Consider the following 15,713-nt stretch of genomic DNA (forward strand, 5'->3'; position numbering starts at 1 on the left):
AGCCATGGCTGGGTTGATGAAGCGTATGTCGCTCATCTTTCGGGCCAAAGCGAATAAGGTCTTGGACCGCGCGGAGGATCCCCGGGAAACGCTTGACTACAGCTACACCAAGCAGTTGGAGCTGCTGCAGAAAGTACGGCGCGGCGTCGCTGATGTCACCACCTCGCGGAAACGCCTCGAATTGCAAGCACAGCAGCTGCAGCAGCAGGTCGAGAAACTGGACAACCAGGCGCGGGCCGCTCTTGCGCAGGGTCGGGAAGACCTCGCGCGGGAGGCGCTGACCCGCAAGTCCGCGCTGCAGAACCAGATTGCGGATCTGCAGGCGCAGCACGCCAATCTGCAGGCGGAGGAAGAAAAACTCACCCTTGCCGCGCAACGACTCCAAGCGAAGGTCGATGCCTTCCGGCTGAAGAAGGAAACGATCAAGGCGACGTACACGGCGGCCGAGGCACAGACGCGGATCGGGGAGGCCTTCTCCGGAATTTCCGAGGAAATGGGCGACGTCGGTCTGGCGATTCAGCGTGCGGAAGACAAGACGCAGGCGATGCAGGCTCGGGCCAGTGCGATCGACGAGCTGCTCGCTTCCGGCGCCCTGGAGGACGTGACGGGTACGACCAAGGACGACATCCAAGCCGAGCTGGACCGGATGGCTTCCACCAACCAGGTGGAGTTGGAACTCGCCCGTATGAAGAACGAACTCTCCGCCGGGAAGCCGACGCCGGCGCTGGGTGCGGGCAGCGGGGGCGAGGCCGGATCGGCGTCCCCGGCTGCAAGTGAAACCGAGGGGTCGGTGTGATTATCCGGTTGCTGGGGCAAGGCCAATTCGACGTCTCTGAGGAGACGGTCGCGGCGCTCAACGAGCTGGACGCCGCCTTGCAAGCCGCCGTAGATCGCGGCGACGAATTGGCTTTTCGGCAGGCGCTGGGCGAGATGCTTGTTCTGGTTCAAGAGCGCGGACACCGGCTGCCCGACGATTATCTAGGCCCGTCGGACTTGGTGCTTCCGCCTGCGGACGCGACGGTGGAGGAGGTGCGGGCACTTCTTGGCGAGGAGGGTCTCATCCCTGGATGAGGGAACGACCCTTCGTGAGGCCAAGAGCGTCAACCCTTATGGCTCGAACGCGTATTGCTCCCGACCGCGGCCTGGTCACCCGGATGGCCGTCGTCATGTTTCTGCTTGGGCTGCTCTACGTGGCTTTCGTCGCCGCGCTGGTCGCCCTGCAGATTTCCATCACGTTCATTGTCATCGTCGTCGGCGGCTTCTTCCTGCTGCAGTACTACGCATCCGACCGTATCGCTCTCTTTGCCATGAACGGCCGGATCGTGACGGAGCAGGAAGCGCCGGAATTGCACGCCATCGTCGACCGGCTCTGTGCGCTCTCCGGTGCGCCCAAGCCGAAAGTGGCGATCGCTGACACCGACATCCCCAACGCTTTCGCCACCGGCCGGAGTCCCAAGCATGCGGTGGTGTGTGCCACGACGGGTCTCCTGCGCCGTCTGGACCCTGAGGAGATCGAAGGCGTGCTCGCGCATGAGATGTCCCACGTGGCGCACAAGGACGTCGCGGTCATGACGATCGCGTCGTTTCTCGGCATCCTCGCCGGCATGATCAGCCGGTGGGCGTTTTATGCGGGGCTGTTCAGCGGATATGAACGCCGGGGCCGTGACCAGAACGGCGCCGCGGCCGGCCTGATCTTCGTGTTCATCATGTTGATCTCGATGCTGGTGTATGCGATCAGCTTCCTGCTGATTCGGGCGCTCTCCCGGTACCGGGAGCTCTCGGCCGACCGCTCCGGAGCGCTCCTCACCGGCCGGCCGAGTGCGCTGGCCAGCGCTCTGCAGAAGGTGACCGGCGCGATGGCCCGCATCCCCACCCGTGACCTGCGGCACGCCGAGGCGTTCAACGCTTTCTTCTTCACCCCGGCGCTCGCGGAGGGCTTCTCCCTCTCCACCCTGTTCTCGACGCACCCTCCGCTGGAGAAGCGCCTCGCCCAACTGGCGAAGCTCTCCCGCGAGCTCGGCGAGATGTAGGGGCTGCCGACCGTGGGCTTATTGGACGTGCTCCTCGGCCGGTCGAAGCCGGCCCGCCCGGACCTTGACGATCTGTTCGGCCTGCCGGCTGCCGCACTGACGCTTCAAGCAGCGATCGGCTTTACTCCGACCGGTCTTGGTTCGGTGGCGTACAAGCCGGTCGAGGGCGCCGCCTTCGCTCGTACCGAAGCGGACGTTCAAGAACTCCTGGACGCTGATCAAGGTCCGAAGGTCGAGGCCAGCAAGGACGAATTCGGCTACACCTGGCTGCTGATCCGCCACGACCCGGCGGACCTGCCCGGCCTGGTCACCGACATCCATGCGGTCAATTCGACCCTGCAGGCTGCCGGTTTCGGGCCAGCGTTGCTGTGTTCCCTAGTGTCGTTCGCCCACGCCGATGGACGGCGTTTCGCCCTCATCTACCTGTACAAGCGGGGCACGTTCTACCCGTTCGCTCCGCTGCCCGGATCCGGTCAGCGCAGGGACAACCAGCTCGAGCTGCAGATCGCGAGCCTCTTGGAGAACGACGTGAAAATGGAGAAAGATCTGGAACGATGGTTTCCGGTCTGGGGCGCTCCCGGCCTGTGACGGTGATCCGCCGATCCCGGTGAGCCCGGGCCGGATATAGCGGCCGCGCCGGACTGCGGAGCCTCTGGCAATGTGCGACGATGGAATGCGTTCAGACGACGCAGCGGAGGGCAGTGGACAGATGACGGTACGCAGTGAGGCTACAGCGCAGGGGGTCATCCTTACCGACAAGGCGGCGGCGAAGGTGCGCGCCCTGCTCGAGCAGGAGGGTCGCACCGATCTCTCGCTCCGGGTCGCCGTCCAGCCCGGTGGCTGCTCGGGATTGCGTTACCAGCTGTACTTCGACGATCGCAGCATCGAGGGCGATCTCGTGCAGGAATTCGGCGGCGTGAACGTGGTGGTCGACCGGATGAGCGCGCCGTACCTCGCCGGGGCGACGATTGATTTCGTCGACACCATCGAGAAGCAGGGCTTCACCATCGACAATCCCAACGCCACCGGCTCCTGCGCGTGCGGCGACTCCTTCCACTGATCGTTTTCTGCTGACCGGCGCGGACCGGGGCGGGCGACGGTCCGGGGCGGTCGTGGGCGCTCGGTGCCGTCGGGCGGTGAGGCGGGTCTGTATCATCGCTGCCGCGGCTGGAGAACGGCGGCGTTTCCGGTCGGCACGTCGGTGCCGCAAGAGGAGTGACGGTGCGGATCGCGGTCACCGGCTCCATTGCGACCGACCAATTGATGTTCTATCCCGGTCGGTTCACCGATGACTTCATTGCCGATCACTTTGAACGGGTCTCTGTCTCGTTCCTCGTCGACCGGATGGAAATTCGCCGGGGCGGCGTGGCGGCGAACATTTGCTATGGCATGGCCGCCCTCGGGCTGCGACCTGCGCTCGTGGGGGCGGCCGGCGCTGATTTCGCTGACTACCGGTCGTGGCTTGACCGGCACGGCGTTGACACCGCATCCGTGCACGTGTTCGAGCTGTTCCACACCGCTCGGTTCATGTGCACGACGGACGCTGCGCAGAATCAGATCGCGTCGTTCTACCCGGGTGCGATGACGCAAGCGCGCACGATCGAGCTTGCTCCGGTGGCGGAGCGGCTCGGCGGACTCGACTGGGTGGTCATCAGCCCGAATGATCCCGAGGCGATGCAGCGGCACACGGCGGAGTGCCGGAATCGGGGATACCGGTTCGTTGCGGATCCCTCCCAGCAGGTGGCCAACATGGACGGCGCCGAGCTCCGGGAGCTCGTCACCGGTGCGGCGCTCTTGTTCTGCAATGCGTACGAGAAGGCGCTGCTGGAGCGGAAGACGGGCTGGACCGATGCCGAGGTGCTCCACCGGGTCGGCGTCCGCGTCACCACCCTCGGCGCGCACGGTGCCGTCGTCGAATCCCCGGACGCGCCCCCGATCCGGGTGCCGGCTGTGCCGCCGCACGAGCTCGTCGACCCGACCGGCGTCGGTGATGCGTTCCGCGCCGGTTTCCTGTCCGGGATGTGCTGGGGGTTGGGTTGGGAGCGCTGCGCGCAACTCGGTTCGCTGCTTGCGACGTACGCCTTGGAGACGGTGGGCACGCAGGAGTACGAGGTCAAACCTGAGCACTTCATCGACCGATTCGCGGCGGCGTTCGGGCCGGCTGCGGCCGCGGAGGTCGCACCCCGGCTGGGCGTCACCGACCCGGACAGCGGCGGGCCGGCCGGCGGGAGGCAGCGGTAGCTCCCGGCCTGGCGGTGCGATTGCTCGTCGGGCCGGTAGGACCGGCGTACCGAGCGGCATTGGACGACCTGCCGCAACAGGGTGCGCCCTGTCGCGGTTCCGCATCGTGCCGTGCAGTAGGGTCGAAGCGGCCTCGCATCGCGAGGCCCGGTCGGTTCACCGGTTGCTTCCGGAACGGCATGGGTCGGTATCTGGGACCAGACGGAAGGCCTCGACGTGAGGGGTAGCGCACTGCCCGCAAGGCACGATGGCGGTACGGCGAAAACTGCCCACCGGCGACGTTCGGTTGTTGTCCGCATTGGCCTGCTTGTCGCGCTGGTTGGGTTGACGAGCGGGTGCACGGCGAACGACCTGCCGAGGCTCGGCATGCCGACACCGATCACCGCGCAGGCGCAACGGGTGTTGCGGCTCTGGCAAGGCGGTTGGGCGGCGGCGCTCTTTGTAGGCTGCATCGTCTGGGGGCTCATCATCTGGTGCGTTATCGCCTACCGCAAACGGGACGGCGCACAGGCTCCACAGACGACGTACAACGTGCCGATTGAGGTGCTCTACACGGTCGTCCCGGTCATCTTCGTCGCTGTTTTCTTCTACTTCACCGCCCGGGACGAGAACTACGTCACGAAGTTGTCAGCCCATCCCGACGTGACGGTCGAGGTCGTCGGCTACCAGTGGGATTGGCAGTTCAACTACTTGAGCGGGCCGCAACCCGATGCGCCGATTGTGGCTCAGGTGACCGGTGATGCTGCGCATGGACATCCGGCGACGCTTGAACTGCCGGCCGGCGAGACGGTCCGGTTCAAGCTCGTCTCGCCGGACGTGATTCACGCCTTCTGGGTGCCGAATTTCCTGTTCAAGCGGGACGTCATTCCGGGTCGGATGAGCGAATTCGACGTCCATATCGACGCGGACAAGCAAGGCACCTACATCGGCCGGTGCACCGAGCTCTGCGGCCTCTACCACGACCAGATGATCTTCTATGTCAAGGTGGTGGATCCGGTGACATACCAGCATGACCTTGAGACGATGAAAGCGCAGTACGCCGCCGGAGGTGCGTCATGACCACCGTGGTGGATCGCGTCGACGTTCAAGCGCGTCGAATCCAACGGGCGCAGCGGCGCGGGTCGGTGATTGTTAACTGGTTGACGACGACGGATCATAAACTGATCGGCCAGTTGTATTTGATCACGTCGTTTGGGTTCTTCATCATCGCGGGGATCATGGCGTTGTTGATGCGGGCGGAGTTGGCCCGGCCCGGGTTGCAGTTCTTGACGCCGGAGGAGTACAACCAGCTCTTCACCATGCACGGCACGCTCATGCTGCTGTTGTTCGCGACACCGCTGTTCGTCGGTTTTGCGAATGTCGTGATGCCGTTGCAGATCGGTGCGCCGGATGTGGCGTTTCCCCGGTTGAATTTGCTGAGCTACTACCTTTTCTTGTTCGGCGGGTTGATTACGGTTGGTGGTTTTCTCACACCGGGTGGGGCGGCGGATTTCGGTTGGTACGCCTACACGCCGTTGTCGGACGTCGCCCACTCGCCGTCACTCGGCGGCGACATGTGGATCATGGGGTTGGTTGTTTCCGGCCTGGGGACGATCCTCGGTGGCGTGAATTTCATTACCACGATTCTGGTGATGCGGGCGCCGGGGATGACGATGTTCCGCATGCCGATCTTCACGTGGAATGTGCTCTTGACGAGTCTGCTGGTGCTGCTCGCGTTCCCGGTGTTGGCGGCGGCGTTGCTGGCGTTGGAGGCGGATCGCAAACTTGGTGCGCATATTTTCGATCCGGCCAACGGCGGCCCGATTCTCTGGCAGCACCTGTTCTGGTTCTTCGGCCATCCCGAGGTGTATATCATCGCGCTGCCGTTCTTCGGAATCATCACCGAGATCCTCCCGGTGTTCAGCCGGAAACCGGTCTTCGGCTACAAGGGGTTGGTGTTCGCGACCATTTCCATCGCCGGGCTGTCGATGAGTGTGTGGGCGCACCACATGTTCTCCACCGGCGCGGTGCTGCTGCCGTTCTTCTCGCTGATGACGTTCCTCATCGGGGTGCCGACCGGGGTGAAGTTCTTCAACTGGATCGGCACGATGTGGCGCGGTCAGCTCTCCTTCGACACCCCCCTGCTTTGGGCGCTCGGCTTTCTCGTGACGTTCCTCTTCGGCGGGCTGACCGGGATCATTCTCGCGTCACCGCCGTTGGATTTCCACGTCACCGACACGTATTTCGTGGTAGCGCACTTCCATTACGTGCTCTTCGGCACCGTGGTCTTCGCCATGTTCGGCGGGTTTTACTTCTGGTGGCCAAAGATGACCGGCAAGATGCTCGACGAACGGCTCGGCAAGATGCACTTCTGGACGCTGTTCATCGGCTTTCACACCACGTTCCTCGTGCAGCACTGGCTGGGTGTGGAAGGCATGCCCCGACGGATCGCCGACTACCTGCCCACCGAGGGGTTCACCACGCTGAACACCGTCTCGACCATCGGCTCGTTCCTCCTGGCGCTGTCGATGATCCCGTTCGGTATCAACGTGTGGCGGACCTGGCGGTACGCCCCCCACGTCGGCGTCGACGACCCGTGGGGCTGGGGCGCCTCCCTGGAATGGGCGACCTCCTGCCCACCACCCCGGCACAACTTCCGCCGCCTGCCCCGCATCCGCTCCTTCCGCCCCGCCTTCGACCTCCACCACCCGGAGCTCTCGCTGGTTCCGGAGTACCGCCAGCGGATTCCGGTCACTGGGGGAACCGTGTCGGGAGGTGAGCAGGCGTGAAGACCGAGGGATTCCTCTTCGCCGGCTGGGCGGCTTTCTTTGCCATTGTGGACGTCGTCTACTGGTACACCTCACACGACCCAACGGGCACGACGGCGCTCGCGCTTACGGTAGGTCTGGCATTCCTGGTCGGCTTCTTCCTCTTCGTCACCGGTCGGCGAACCGGTCTTCGTCCGGAGGACCGTCCCGATGCCGAGATCTCCGAAGGTGCCGGCGAGTACGGCTTCTTCCCGGCCAACAGCTGGTGGCCGCTCTTCCTAGCTGGATCGAGCGCTATTGCCGCCCTTGGCGTGGTTTTCGCCTGGTGGCTGGTGATCGTCGGCATCATGCTGGTGCTGATCAGCGCCACGGGTTTCCTCATGGAGTATTACCGGGGCGTGCACACGCCACGGTAGACGGCATCGGCTTGGTCGGTCGGCGCAGCCGCGCGCCGGCCGGTCGTTCCGCCGGCGGACCGCTACCGGCAACCGGAAATCGGCCGGGCAACAGGCCCGTTCTGGGATGAGCGGCGGTGCTTGGGCGTTGACATCGGGCGACGCCGCCGATCCATGACGGCCACCCAGCCGGCTCCGGCGAGCAGAGCGGTGGTCAGCGCAAGGTGGGCTACGTCGCCGCGACGCCACCGGTACTGCGGGAGCCCGACCCAGGGTACCCGGAGCCGCGGCAGGCCCAGAACATTTCCGGGCGGCACAGGGGTCGAATCCGGGTGCGCGTTGGCGTCGCCCCGGGTTATGAAGCCGCCGCCATTAGTGCGGCGAACAACTCGGTGGACGTCGACGCGGCCCGGCATGGCGGGGTCGCGGAACACGATCGCCTGGCCCGGCCGGATCTCGGACGGCCGTACCGGCGCGTACAGGACAACATCGCCGGGTGTGAGGGCGGGCCGCATGGAGCCGGAGAGCACCACGCTGCCGTGCCAGCCGACGAGCAGCGGAACAACAGCCCAGATCATCAAACTGAGCACGGTCGTGACCAGGCCGACAACGCTCCCGCGGAGCAGCAGCCAGCCGACCCGGATGGGCGTGCCGGCCGGCCGGGTGCCGAAGCGCCGGAGGAGTCCGGCGCCCGGCTCGCTGAGACCGGGCCGCACGATCTCGGTCTGGACGCTCATCGCCGTTCCATCGACCGCCGGGCCGGGCAGATGAGCATGCCGGACCGGGCAGAGAGCGCGCCGCGCTCGGGAGCTAAGCATGCCGGACCGCCCGCCCCGGGTTGGGCCGCCCGGCTGCGGCTCAGGTAACGGACGAACGCTCCGATGGGGACGTGTGAGCCTTGCGTCCGAGCCGCCGCGGTCGGTGACGCTGATCCTGCGTGCCCGGGGTCGGTTCCGGCTGAGCCGTCCTCGACCGGCCCTTCTGATCCTCGCCGCTGGTGTCGTGCTGCTCGAGTTGATTCTCAGCGGCACGATGGGGTCGGCGTACTCGGTCTTCTCGGCCACGACGACGAACAGCGCGAATTCTTTCTCGGCGGCGTCGGTGTTTCCGCCCAACGGCGCCTTGTACAGCGTAGGAGCAAACGCCAACGGGCAGCTCGGGCTCGGGGATACGTCGGTGCACTACAGTCCCGTGCAGGTTGGCACGTCGCAGTGGAAGCAGGTGGGCGGTGGAGCCCGGCACGCCTGCGGGGTCAGGAGCGACAACAGCCTGTGGTGCTGGGGATCGAACGCCACCGGGCAGCTCGGCATCGGCAACAACACCGACCAGTACTCGCCTGTTCAGCCGCAGACCAACACCAACTTCTCGATGGCGGTGGGCGGCGACGATTTCAGCTGCGCGATCCGCGGCGACGGAACGCTCTGGTGTTGGGGCGGCAACGGCAATGGGCAGCTCGGAACCGGCGACACCACAAGCCGGCTCCAGCCGGTGCAGATCGGCACCGCAACGTGGACGACGGTGACCGCGGGGCTCTACCATGCCTGCGGAATCCAGACCGACGGGAGTCTCTGGTGCTGGGGGGCCAACGGCAGCGGCCAACTCGGTCTCGGGAGCAACAGTCCATCGTCGTATCTCACGCCCACCCGGGTCGGGACAGCGACGACGTGGACCAGTGTCGCCGCCGGATATCTGAGCACCTGCGCGACGAAGAGCGACGGCACGCTGTGGTGCTGGGGAGACAACACCCACGGCCAGCTCGGGATCGGTAACACGCTGCCGCAGTACAGTCCCACGCAGGTGAGCGGCACGAGCTGGGTGACGGTCTCCGCCGGTCAGTACACCGCCTGCGCCATCCGCACCAACGGCACATTGTGGTGCTGGGGGGAGAACAGCAACGGCGAGGTGGGCATCGGCAACACCAATACGCCGCAGTTGACGCCGCAGCAGGTGACGACAGCGACGAACTGGAACACCGTCTCACTGGGGTATCAGCACACCTGCGCGACCCGCAGCGACGGGACCGGTTGGTGCTGGGGCAACAACACCAACGGACAGCTCGGTCAAGGCAATACCACCCAGCAGACCTTGCCGGTTCAATTACCGTTCGCGACCGTGCAGGCGGTCTTCTCCGGCTCGCAATCCAACAGCACGTACATCATCAAATAACACCGACGGCAAACCCCCGCAAGGACGGCGGTGTCAGCGGCCGCGGCAAGCGCGGCACGCCGAGTGTCACGCGGCACAGCCCATCGCCGTATGGGTAGGGGCAGACTCGCAAGCGATTTGCGTGGCGTCTAGTGCCCGCCCGGCTGGCCCTCCGTTCCGCCGGGCCGACCGTCGCCGGGCGTCGCCGCGTCCTGTGGCACCAGCTCGTGGCCGATTTCGCGTGCTTCCGGTAGTTCCGGCTCGTACCAGACCGTGCCCAACGCCCGGCGCACTTTCAGCAGCGGATTCCGGGTGTGCGGCGCGCGCACCCCGTGTTCGTCAACCGGCGGCGGCAACTCCGGTGCCGGGCCCTGCCGGTACTCCAATCCCATCCGCGCGACCGCGTCGTCCGGAAGTTCCTGCTCGACTTCGATGAACTCCCCGTGCGGGAGCATGACGATCCGCCCGGTCTCGTACCCGTGGTGCGCCGTGCGCAGGTCATGCCGCTGGAGACCGAGGCAGATCCGCCGCGTCACAAAGAAAGCCAACGGGGGTACGACAAGAAACGCGATGCGGAAAATCCACGTCGTCGTGTACAGGCTGATGTCGAAATGCACGGAGATGAGGTCGTTGGCGCCGGCGAGGAGCATGATGGCGAAGTACGAAATCATCATGACCCCGAGAGCGGTGCGGCCGGGCCGGTTCCGCGGTCGGTCGCAGATGTTGTGAATCTCGCGGTCCCCGGTGACCCACGCCTCCAAGGCCGGATACACCGCCATCGCGGTGAAGAACAAGCCCGGAATGAGCACCGCCGGAACGAAGACGTTCCAGCTGATGGTATGGCCTGCGATATTTGTCTCCGGGTTAGGCATCATGCGCAACGCGCCTTCGAGCCACCCGATGTAAAAGTCCGGCTGCGAACCCGCGGAGACCTGTGTCGGATCGTACGGCCCGTACAACCAGACCGGGTTGATTTGGAAGAAGGCGGCGAGCAGCACGGTAACGGCGAAAACCGCGAAGAAGAAGCCGCCGGTCTTCACCATGAACGCGGGGTAGAACGGCGCCCCGACGACATTGTCGTTGCTGCGGTGCTTACCCGGCCACTGCGTGTGCTTCTGATGCCACATGATCATCATGTGTGCGGAAATCAGGGCAAGCAGCAAGCCGGGGATGAGCAGGATGTGTACCACGTAGAGGCGAGGAATGAGTTCGGTGCCGGGAAACTGCCCGCCGAAGACGAACGCAGCGACGTAGGTGCCGACGATGGGAATCGATTCGGCTACTCCGTAGGCGATGCGCAGACCGGTTCCGGAGAGGAGGTCGTCGGGGAGCGAGTAGCCGGCGAATCCTTCCAGCAACGCCAAGGTCATCAGCGTGAAGCCGATGAGCCAGTTCGTCTCACGCGGCCGTCGGAACGCTCCGGTGAAGAAAACCCGGCACATGTGGGCGATGATGGCCGCGACAAAGAGCAGCGCCGCCCAGTGGTGAATCTGGCGGACGAGCAGGCCGCCTCGCACATCGAACGACAGATGCAGGGTCGAGTTGAATGCCTCCGTCATCTTGATGCCGCGAAGCGGCGCGTAGGAGCCGTTGTAGACGACCTCCTGCGAGCTCGGGTGGAAGAACAATGTGAGGAATGTGCCGGAGAGGAGCAGGATGACGAACGAATAGAGCGCGATCTCCCCGAGCATGAACGACCAGTGGTCCGGAAAAACCTTGTTCAACGTGCGGCGGAGGAATGTCGCCGCACCGAAGCGTTCGTCGACCTCGGCCAACGCCCTCCGGACCTGAGCAGGCGCCCGCCGTCCGTTCACGCTGGCGTGCCCGTCGGCTGTCGGCCGGTATTCGCTGGTCATCCTCGCTCCCAGAAACTCGGACCGACCGGTTCATCGAACCCCGCGGTGGCGTAGAACTCGCCGGTGTCGGGGTGCACGGAAATCGGCAGTTGGGGCAGCCGGCGTGCCGCCGGGCCGAAGATGACCTTGGCGCCGTCCGGCACGTCGAATGTCGATTGGTGGCACGGGCAGAGCAGTTGCTGCACTTGCTTCTCGTACAGGGTGAGCGGGCATCCGACGTGGGTGCAGATTTTCGAGTACGCGACGTGATCCTGGTAGGCCCAGTTCTCGCGCCCAGGCAACGGCTTGTTGGTGCCGGGGCGCAGCCGGATCAGCACCACGGCGGATTTCGCCAGGTCTTCCTCGGAGAGTTGCTCGCGCGGCAGCGGCAGCACCGTGGTGAACCCACCGACCTCCAGGTCGCCGAGTTTCACGGGACGTCCGGTCTCGGCGTTGTAGAGCAGAGATCCCTTCTGCCACGGGGTGGTACGGAGGCCGGTGCGCGGCAATGGGCCAAGGTCGCGGAGCATAACGATGGGCGGCAGGGCAAGAAGCCCCGCCGCAAGCCCTAACGTCCGCTTGAGCAACGACCGCCGGGGCAGTCCGGTCTCGCGGAAGCCCGTCATCACGATGTCCGCGGCGGCGGCGACATCCCGCTCCGGGGAGGCGAGACTGTGGCGCTCCTCAACCGTCTCGTGCGCGGGCATGAGCCAACGGACCCACCCGATGAGGCCGAACGCCAGGCCGGCGAGGGCGACGCCGAGGCTGGCCCCGAGCCACCGGTTCGACGTCCCCGCACTTCCCGTGCTGTGCGGGACGAACGCCACGTATGCCGCGATGAAACCGGCGGTGCCGACGGCCGAGAGGAGGAAGGACAGCGCCACGATCCGTTCCGCGCGTTTCGCGCGGCGGGGATCGGCGTCCTGTGGCCGTATCACCCGCTCGATGACCCGCGGGCGGATATCCTCGCGCGGCGTTGGACGATTCTCGTGAATCTGCTGGTCGGTCATTGCGCCCTCTTCGCCCGTGCACCGATCCACATGGCGACAACGGCGAGCACGCCCATTCCGATGAGCCAACCGACGAGGCCCTCGGTCACCGGTCCGAGCCGGCCGAGGTTGAACCCACCCGGATCCGGCACGCTGCGGACCGTCGTGATGTACGCGATGATGTCCTGCTTTTCCTGCGGGGTCAGCTGCTGGTCAGAGAAGACCGGCATCGTTCCCGGTCCGGTGAGCATCGCCTCGTACAGCTGCTTGTCCGTGGCGTGGGTCAGCGGCGGGGCTTTCTTGCCATAAGCCAGCGCCCCGCCTTCCCCCGTGAAGTTGTGGCACGCGGAACAATTCGTGCGGAACAAGGTGCCGCCAAACGCCAGGTCGGCGTTCTTCGGCGGGGTGTACTGCTCCTTACCCGGGATTGCCGGTCCGGGTCCGAGCGACGCGACGTACGCCGCAAGCGCATCGATCTGCTCCTGGGTGTACCGCGGCCGTTTCGCGGGCGCCTGTGCTCCGGCCTGGGCCAACGGCATACGGCCCGTGCTCACTTGAAAATCGACGGCTGCGGCTCCGACGCCGATGAGGCTCGGCGCGGCGGCCGTGCCCTCACCCGCTTTCCCATGGCAGCTTGCGCATCCTTGCAGGAAAAGCGCGCGCCCCTGGGCAATCTGGGCACCTGGGTCGCCGCTGGCGGCCGACCCGGTGCGTGTCGTCGCCACGCTGTACGCCGTCCCGACCGTGAGCAGCGCCGCCAGCAAGACGAACACGCCCGCAAGCCGCCGATGCCGGACCCGCAAACGCTGCGGCCGAATTCTCACGTCATCTCCTTCACCACGCGCACCAAGCCGGACGAGCTATTTGATGAGGAAGATTGTCGAGAAGAGCCCGATCCACACCACGTCGACGAAGTGCCAGTAGTAAGACACCACAACCGCACTGGTCACTTTCTCTGGGGTGAAGCGCCCCTTGGAGAGCCGCAGCATGAGCAGGACGAAGGCGATGAGCCCACCGGTGACGTGCATCGCGTGGAATCCGGTGGCGAGGTAGAAAATCGAACCATAGGCGGATGACGAAATCGTCATCCCATTCAGGCCCTCGTGGTAGTCGGTCACATACCGGCTGTACTCGTAGCACTGCCCCGCGACGAACACCGCGCCCATCAGGAGGGTGAGCAGATACCACTCGCGGAGTCCCCACGACGAGACCCGGAAAATCGACCCGCTGCGGCGCAGACGCCGTTCCTCGGCGGCGAAGACGCCCAGCTGGCAGGTCACGCTGGAGAGCACCAGGACGATCGTGATGATGCCGTCGAATCCGGTCTCGAGCTTGACCGGCGGCGTGCCTGGCCCGCGGACCGGCATCGGCCAGACCGGCTGGACCGAGCGAATCGTGAAGTAGATGGCGAACAGCGCGGCGAAGAACATGAGCTCGGAGGAGAGCCACACGATGGTGCCGACGCTGACCAGACTGGGACGGGTGAAAGACCCATGGGCGTGACTCTTGCCCACGGTCGTTGCGGTTGCCACGGCGCCATTATTCTCTGGCCGGTTGGCGCCGGTGCGCGGCCCCCCGGTTCGCGCGTGTCGCCCCTCGCGGCCCGCCGACAGGCCCGAGTCGAGTGCGTGCGGAGCAGGTCCGGTGCGACATGACCACCGCGATACGATCGGCCCCAGCACACGTCGTCGAACACACCCAATCGCCGCAACGAGTGGGGCAGGAATGGGAAGAGGCGGAGCATGACCGTAGCCGGGCCGATGGCAGCCACCACCGAGGTCAATCCGCCCCGTCTGCCGTCGATGCCGAGTGAGGATGGAGCGCGAATGCCGCATACGGCGCACCGTGTCGAGACCCGTACGGTCGTGGTCTACAGCGACGACGCGACGGTGCGGGAACGGGTTCGGTTGGCCCTCGGACGGCGTCCGGCCCCGGACCTTCCCGAGCTGCGGTACATCGAGTGCGCCACCCAGTACGCCGTCCTCGAAGCGGCCGATCACGAGAACGTTGACCTGTTCATCCTCGACGGCGAGGCGGTGCCGGCCGGGGGAATGGGACTCTGCCGTCAGCTCAAGGACGAGATTTACCGGTGCCCTCCGGTCATCGTCCTGATCGCCCGCCGGGACGACGGGTGGCTTGCCACCTGGTCCCGTGCGGATGCCACCGTCTTGCATCCCGTCGACGGCGTGCGTTTGACGCCGGTCGTGGTGGATCTGCTGCGGCGGCGCAGCTGAACCGGTCGGTGCCGATGACTGCCGACACGCCGAGCTGGCCGGAGGTGCTCTCCGCTCTGCTGGCGCGCCGTGATTTGACCGAAGCGGAAGCCGCCTGGGCGATGCACCAGATCATGAGCGGAGAGGCGACGGACGCCCAGATCGCCGCGTTCGCCGTGGCGTTGCGGGCCAAGGGGGAGAGTGCCGAGGAGGTATCGGGGCTGTCGTCTGTGATGCTTGCCCTCGCTGCGCCGGTGCCGCCGATCGGGGAGGCGCTGGACATCGTCGGATCGGGCGGCGACCGGGCCCACACGGTGAACATCTCCACCATGGCGGCGATCGTGGCCGCGGCCACCGGCGTTGTTGTTGCCAAACACGGCAACCGGGCGGCGTCCTCGGCCTGCGGTTCGGCCGACCTTCTCGAAGCGCTCGGCGTGGCGATCGATCTGGACGGCGCCGGGGTGGCGCGCTGCATTGAGCGAGCCGGTATTGGGTTCTGTTTCGCCCCGGTGTTTCACCCGTCGCTGCGGTACGCGGCCGTGGCCCGCCGCGAGATCGGGATTCCGACGGTCTTCAATTTCCTCGGGCCGCTCACGAATCCGGCGCGTCCGACGGCGAGCGCGGTCGGGGTGGCTGATCCGCGGATGGCCCCGGTGGTGGCCGGTGTGCTCGCACGCCGCGGCATGCGGGCGCTGGTGTTCCGCGGCGATGACGGGCTCGACGAATTGACCGTGACGACGACGTCCACGGTCTGGGTGGTGCGCGACGGTTCCGTGCAGGAGGTCGCGTTCGACCCGCGGGCGGTGGGAATCGAGCCGGCCGACACCGCGGCGCTTCGTGGCGCAGATGCCCGGCACAATGCGGCGGTCGCCCGCGCGGTGCTCTCCGGTGAGCGGGGGCCGATCAGGGACGCCGTCCTGCTGAACGCCGCGGCCGGGTTGACGGCGTTCGACACGCCGCGTCCGGATCAGCTGGTCGACCAGATCTCGGCGGCGATGACCCGATGCGCCGCCGCTATCGATACCGGTAAGGCGGCTCAGTTGCTCGATGCCTGGGTGGAGGCAAGTCAGGCGGCGCGAGGCGTTGATGCGGATCGCTCGTAGCTGGGCAGGGCGGCT

At 66.0% G+C, this 15,713-nt stretch carries 17 protein-coding genes; 12 read left to right on the plus strand and 5 right to left on the minus strand.

Annotated elements, in window-relative coordinates; all coding sequences use genetic code 11:
* The first annotated feature begins 4 nt into the window (after positions 1-4).
* The 9 genes from ACEL_RS04905 to ACEL_RS04945 all read left to right on the plus strand — a co-directional run bounded on the left by ACEL_RS04905 (position 5) and on the right by ACEL_RS04945 (position 7,434).
* Positions 5-796, plus strand: coding sequence for a PspA/IM30 family protein (locus ACEL_RS04905; RefSeq protein ID WP_011719786.1), 792 nt, complete (start codon positions 5-7; stop codon positions 794-796).
* A complete protein-coding gene (gene pspAA / locus ACEL_RS04910; protein ID WP_011719787.1) occupies positions 793-1,071 on the plus strand; it encodes a PspA-associated protein PspAA in 279 nt (92 codons plus the stop codon). Before ACEL_RS04905 ends, pspAA begins: the two co-directional genes overlap by 4 nt.
* 38 nt (positions 1,072-1,109) lie before the next feature.
* Positions 1,110-2,030: a zinc metalloprotease HtpX gene (gene htpX, locus ACEL_RS04915; RefSeq protein WP_041834958.1), complete on the plus strand. Its 921-nt coding sequence runs from the start codon at positions 1,110-1,112 to the stop codon at positions 2,028-2,030.
* A 12-nt stretch (positions 2,031-2,042) separates the two neighbouring features.
* Complete coding sequence (gene pspAB / locus ACEL_RS04920) at positions 2,043-2,618, plus strand: PspA-associated protein PspAB (protein ID WP_011719789.1); 576 nt, start codon at positions 2,043-2,045, stop codon at positions 2,616-2,618.
* A gap of 121 nt (positions 2,619-2,739) precedes the next feature.
* Positions 2,740-3,090 (plus strand): iron-sulfur cluster insertion protein ErpA, encoded by a 351-nt coding sequence (gene erpA, locus ACEL_RS04925; protein ID WP_041834959.1) that lies wholly within the window; start codon positions 2,740-2,742, stop codon positions 3,088-3,090.
* A gap of 161 nt (positions 3,091-3,251) precedes the next feature.
* Positions 3,252-4,271 carry a carbohydrate kinase family protein gene (locus ACEL_RS04930; RefSeq protein WP_011719791.1) on the plus strand — a complete coding sequence of 340 codons (1,020 nt, stop codon included), beginning with the start codon at positions 3,252-3,254 and terminating at the stop codon, positions 4,269-4,271.
* Positions 4,272-4,487: 216 nt separating this feature from the next.
* Positions 4,488-5,330: an aa3-type cytochrome oxidase subunit II gene (gene ctaC, locus ACEL_RS04935; protein WP_011719792.1), complete on the plus strand. Its 843-nt coding sequence runs from the start codon at positions 4,488-4,490 to the stop codon at positions 5,328-5,330.
* Entirely contained in the window at positions 5,327-7,039 is a 1,713-nt protein-coding gene (gene ctaD / locus ACEL_RS04940) for an aa3-type cytochrome oxidase subunit I (RefSeq protein WP_011719793.1), read from the plus strand. The genes ctaC and ctaD overlap by 4 nt, the downstream gene beginning before the upstream one ends.
* Positions 7,036-7,434, plus strand: coding sequence for a cytochrome c oxidase subunit 4 (locus tag ACEL_RS04945; RefSeq protein WP_011719794.1), 399 nt, complete (start codon positions 7,036-7,038; stop codon positions 7,432-7,434). Before ctaD ends, ACEL_RS04945 begins: the two co-directional genes overlap by 4 nt.
* A 62-nt stretch (positions 7,435-7,496) precedes the next feature.
* On the opposite strand, the gene ACEL_RS04950 is transcribed toward ACEL_RS04945, so the two are convergent.
* Positions 7,497-8,150, minus strand: coding sequence for a signal peptidase I (locus ACEL_RS04950; protein WP_011719795.1), 654 nt, complete (start codon positions 8,148-8,150; stop codon positions 7,497-7,499).
* Positions 8,151-8,304: 154 nt separating this feature from the next.
* On the opposite strand from ACEL_RS04950, the gene ACEL_RS04955 reads away from it, so the two are divergent.
* Complete coding sequence (locus ACEL_RS04955) at positions 8,305-9,579, plus strand: RCC1 domain-containing protein (protein ID WP_049751394.1); 1,275 nt, start codon at positions 8,305-8,307, stop codon at positions 9,577-9,579.
* A 128-nt stretch (positions 9,580-9,707) separates the two neighbouring features.
* Here the strand turns inward: ACEL_RS04955 and qcrB are convergent, their stop codons facing one another.
* From qcrB to ctaE, 4 genes are read right to left on the minus strand one after another with little or no spacing between them, the layout of a single operon-like run.
* Positions 9,708-11,414 carry a cytochrome bc1 complex cytochrome b subunit gene (gene qcrB, locus ACEL_RS04960; RefSeq protein WP_011719797.1) on the minus strand — a complete coding sequence of 569 codons (1,707 nt, stop codon included), beginning with the start codon at positions 11,412-11,414 and terminating at the stop codon, positions 9,708-9,710.
* Complete coding sequence (gene qcrA, locus ACEL_RS04965) at positions 11,411-12,403, minus strand: cytochrome bc1 complex Rieske iron-sulfur subunit (RefSeq protein WP_011719798.1); 993 nt, start codon at positions 12,401-12,403, stop codon at positions 11,411-11,413. The genes qcrB and qcrA overlap by 4 nt, the downstream gene beginning before the upstream one ends.
* Complete coding sequence (qcrC, locus tag ACEL_RS04970) at positions 12,400-13,206, minus strand: cytochrome bc1 complex diheme cytochrome c subunit (protein WP_011719799.1); 807 nt, start codon at positions 13,204-13,206, stop codon at positions 12,400-12,402. Before qcrC ends, qcrA begins: the two co-directional genes overlap by 4 nt.
* Positions 13,207-13,242: 36 nt before the next feature.
* Positions 13,243-13,914 carry an aa3-type cytochrome oxidase subunit III gene (gene ctaE, locus ACEL_RS04975; RefSeq protein WP_011719800.1) on the minus strand — a complete coding sequence of 224 codons (672 nt, stop codon included), beginning with the start codon at positions 13,912-13,914 and terminating at the stop codon, positions 13,243-13,245.
* A 294-nt stretch (positions 13,915-14,208) separates the two neighbouring features.
* Between ctaE and ACEL_RS04980 the strand changes: the two genes are divergently transcribed.
* A complete protein-coding gene (locus ACEL_RS04980) occupies positions 14,209-14,616 on the plus strand; it encodes a response regulator (RefSeq protein ID WP_011719801.1) in 408 nt (135 codons plus the stop codon).
* A gap of 14 nt (positions 14,617-14,630) precedes the next feature.
* Positions 14,631-15,698: an anthranilate phosphoribosyltransferase gene (gene trpD, locus ACEL_RS04985; RefSeq protein ID WP_011719802.1), complete on the plus strand. Its 1,068-nt coding sequence runs from the start codon at positions 14,631-14,633 to the stop codon at positions 15,696-15,698.
* The last annotated feature ends 15 nt before the right edge of the window (positions 15,699-15,713 follow it).

This window comes from Acidothermus cellulolyticus 11B (genome assembly GCF_000015025.1).
GTDB lineage: Bacteria > Actinomycetota > Actinomycetes > Acidothermales > Acidothermaceae > Acidothermus > Acidothermus cellulolyticus.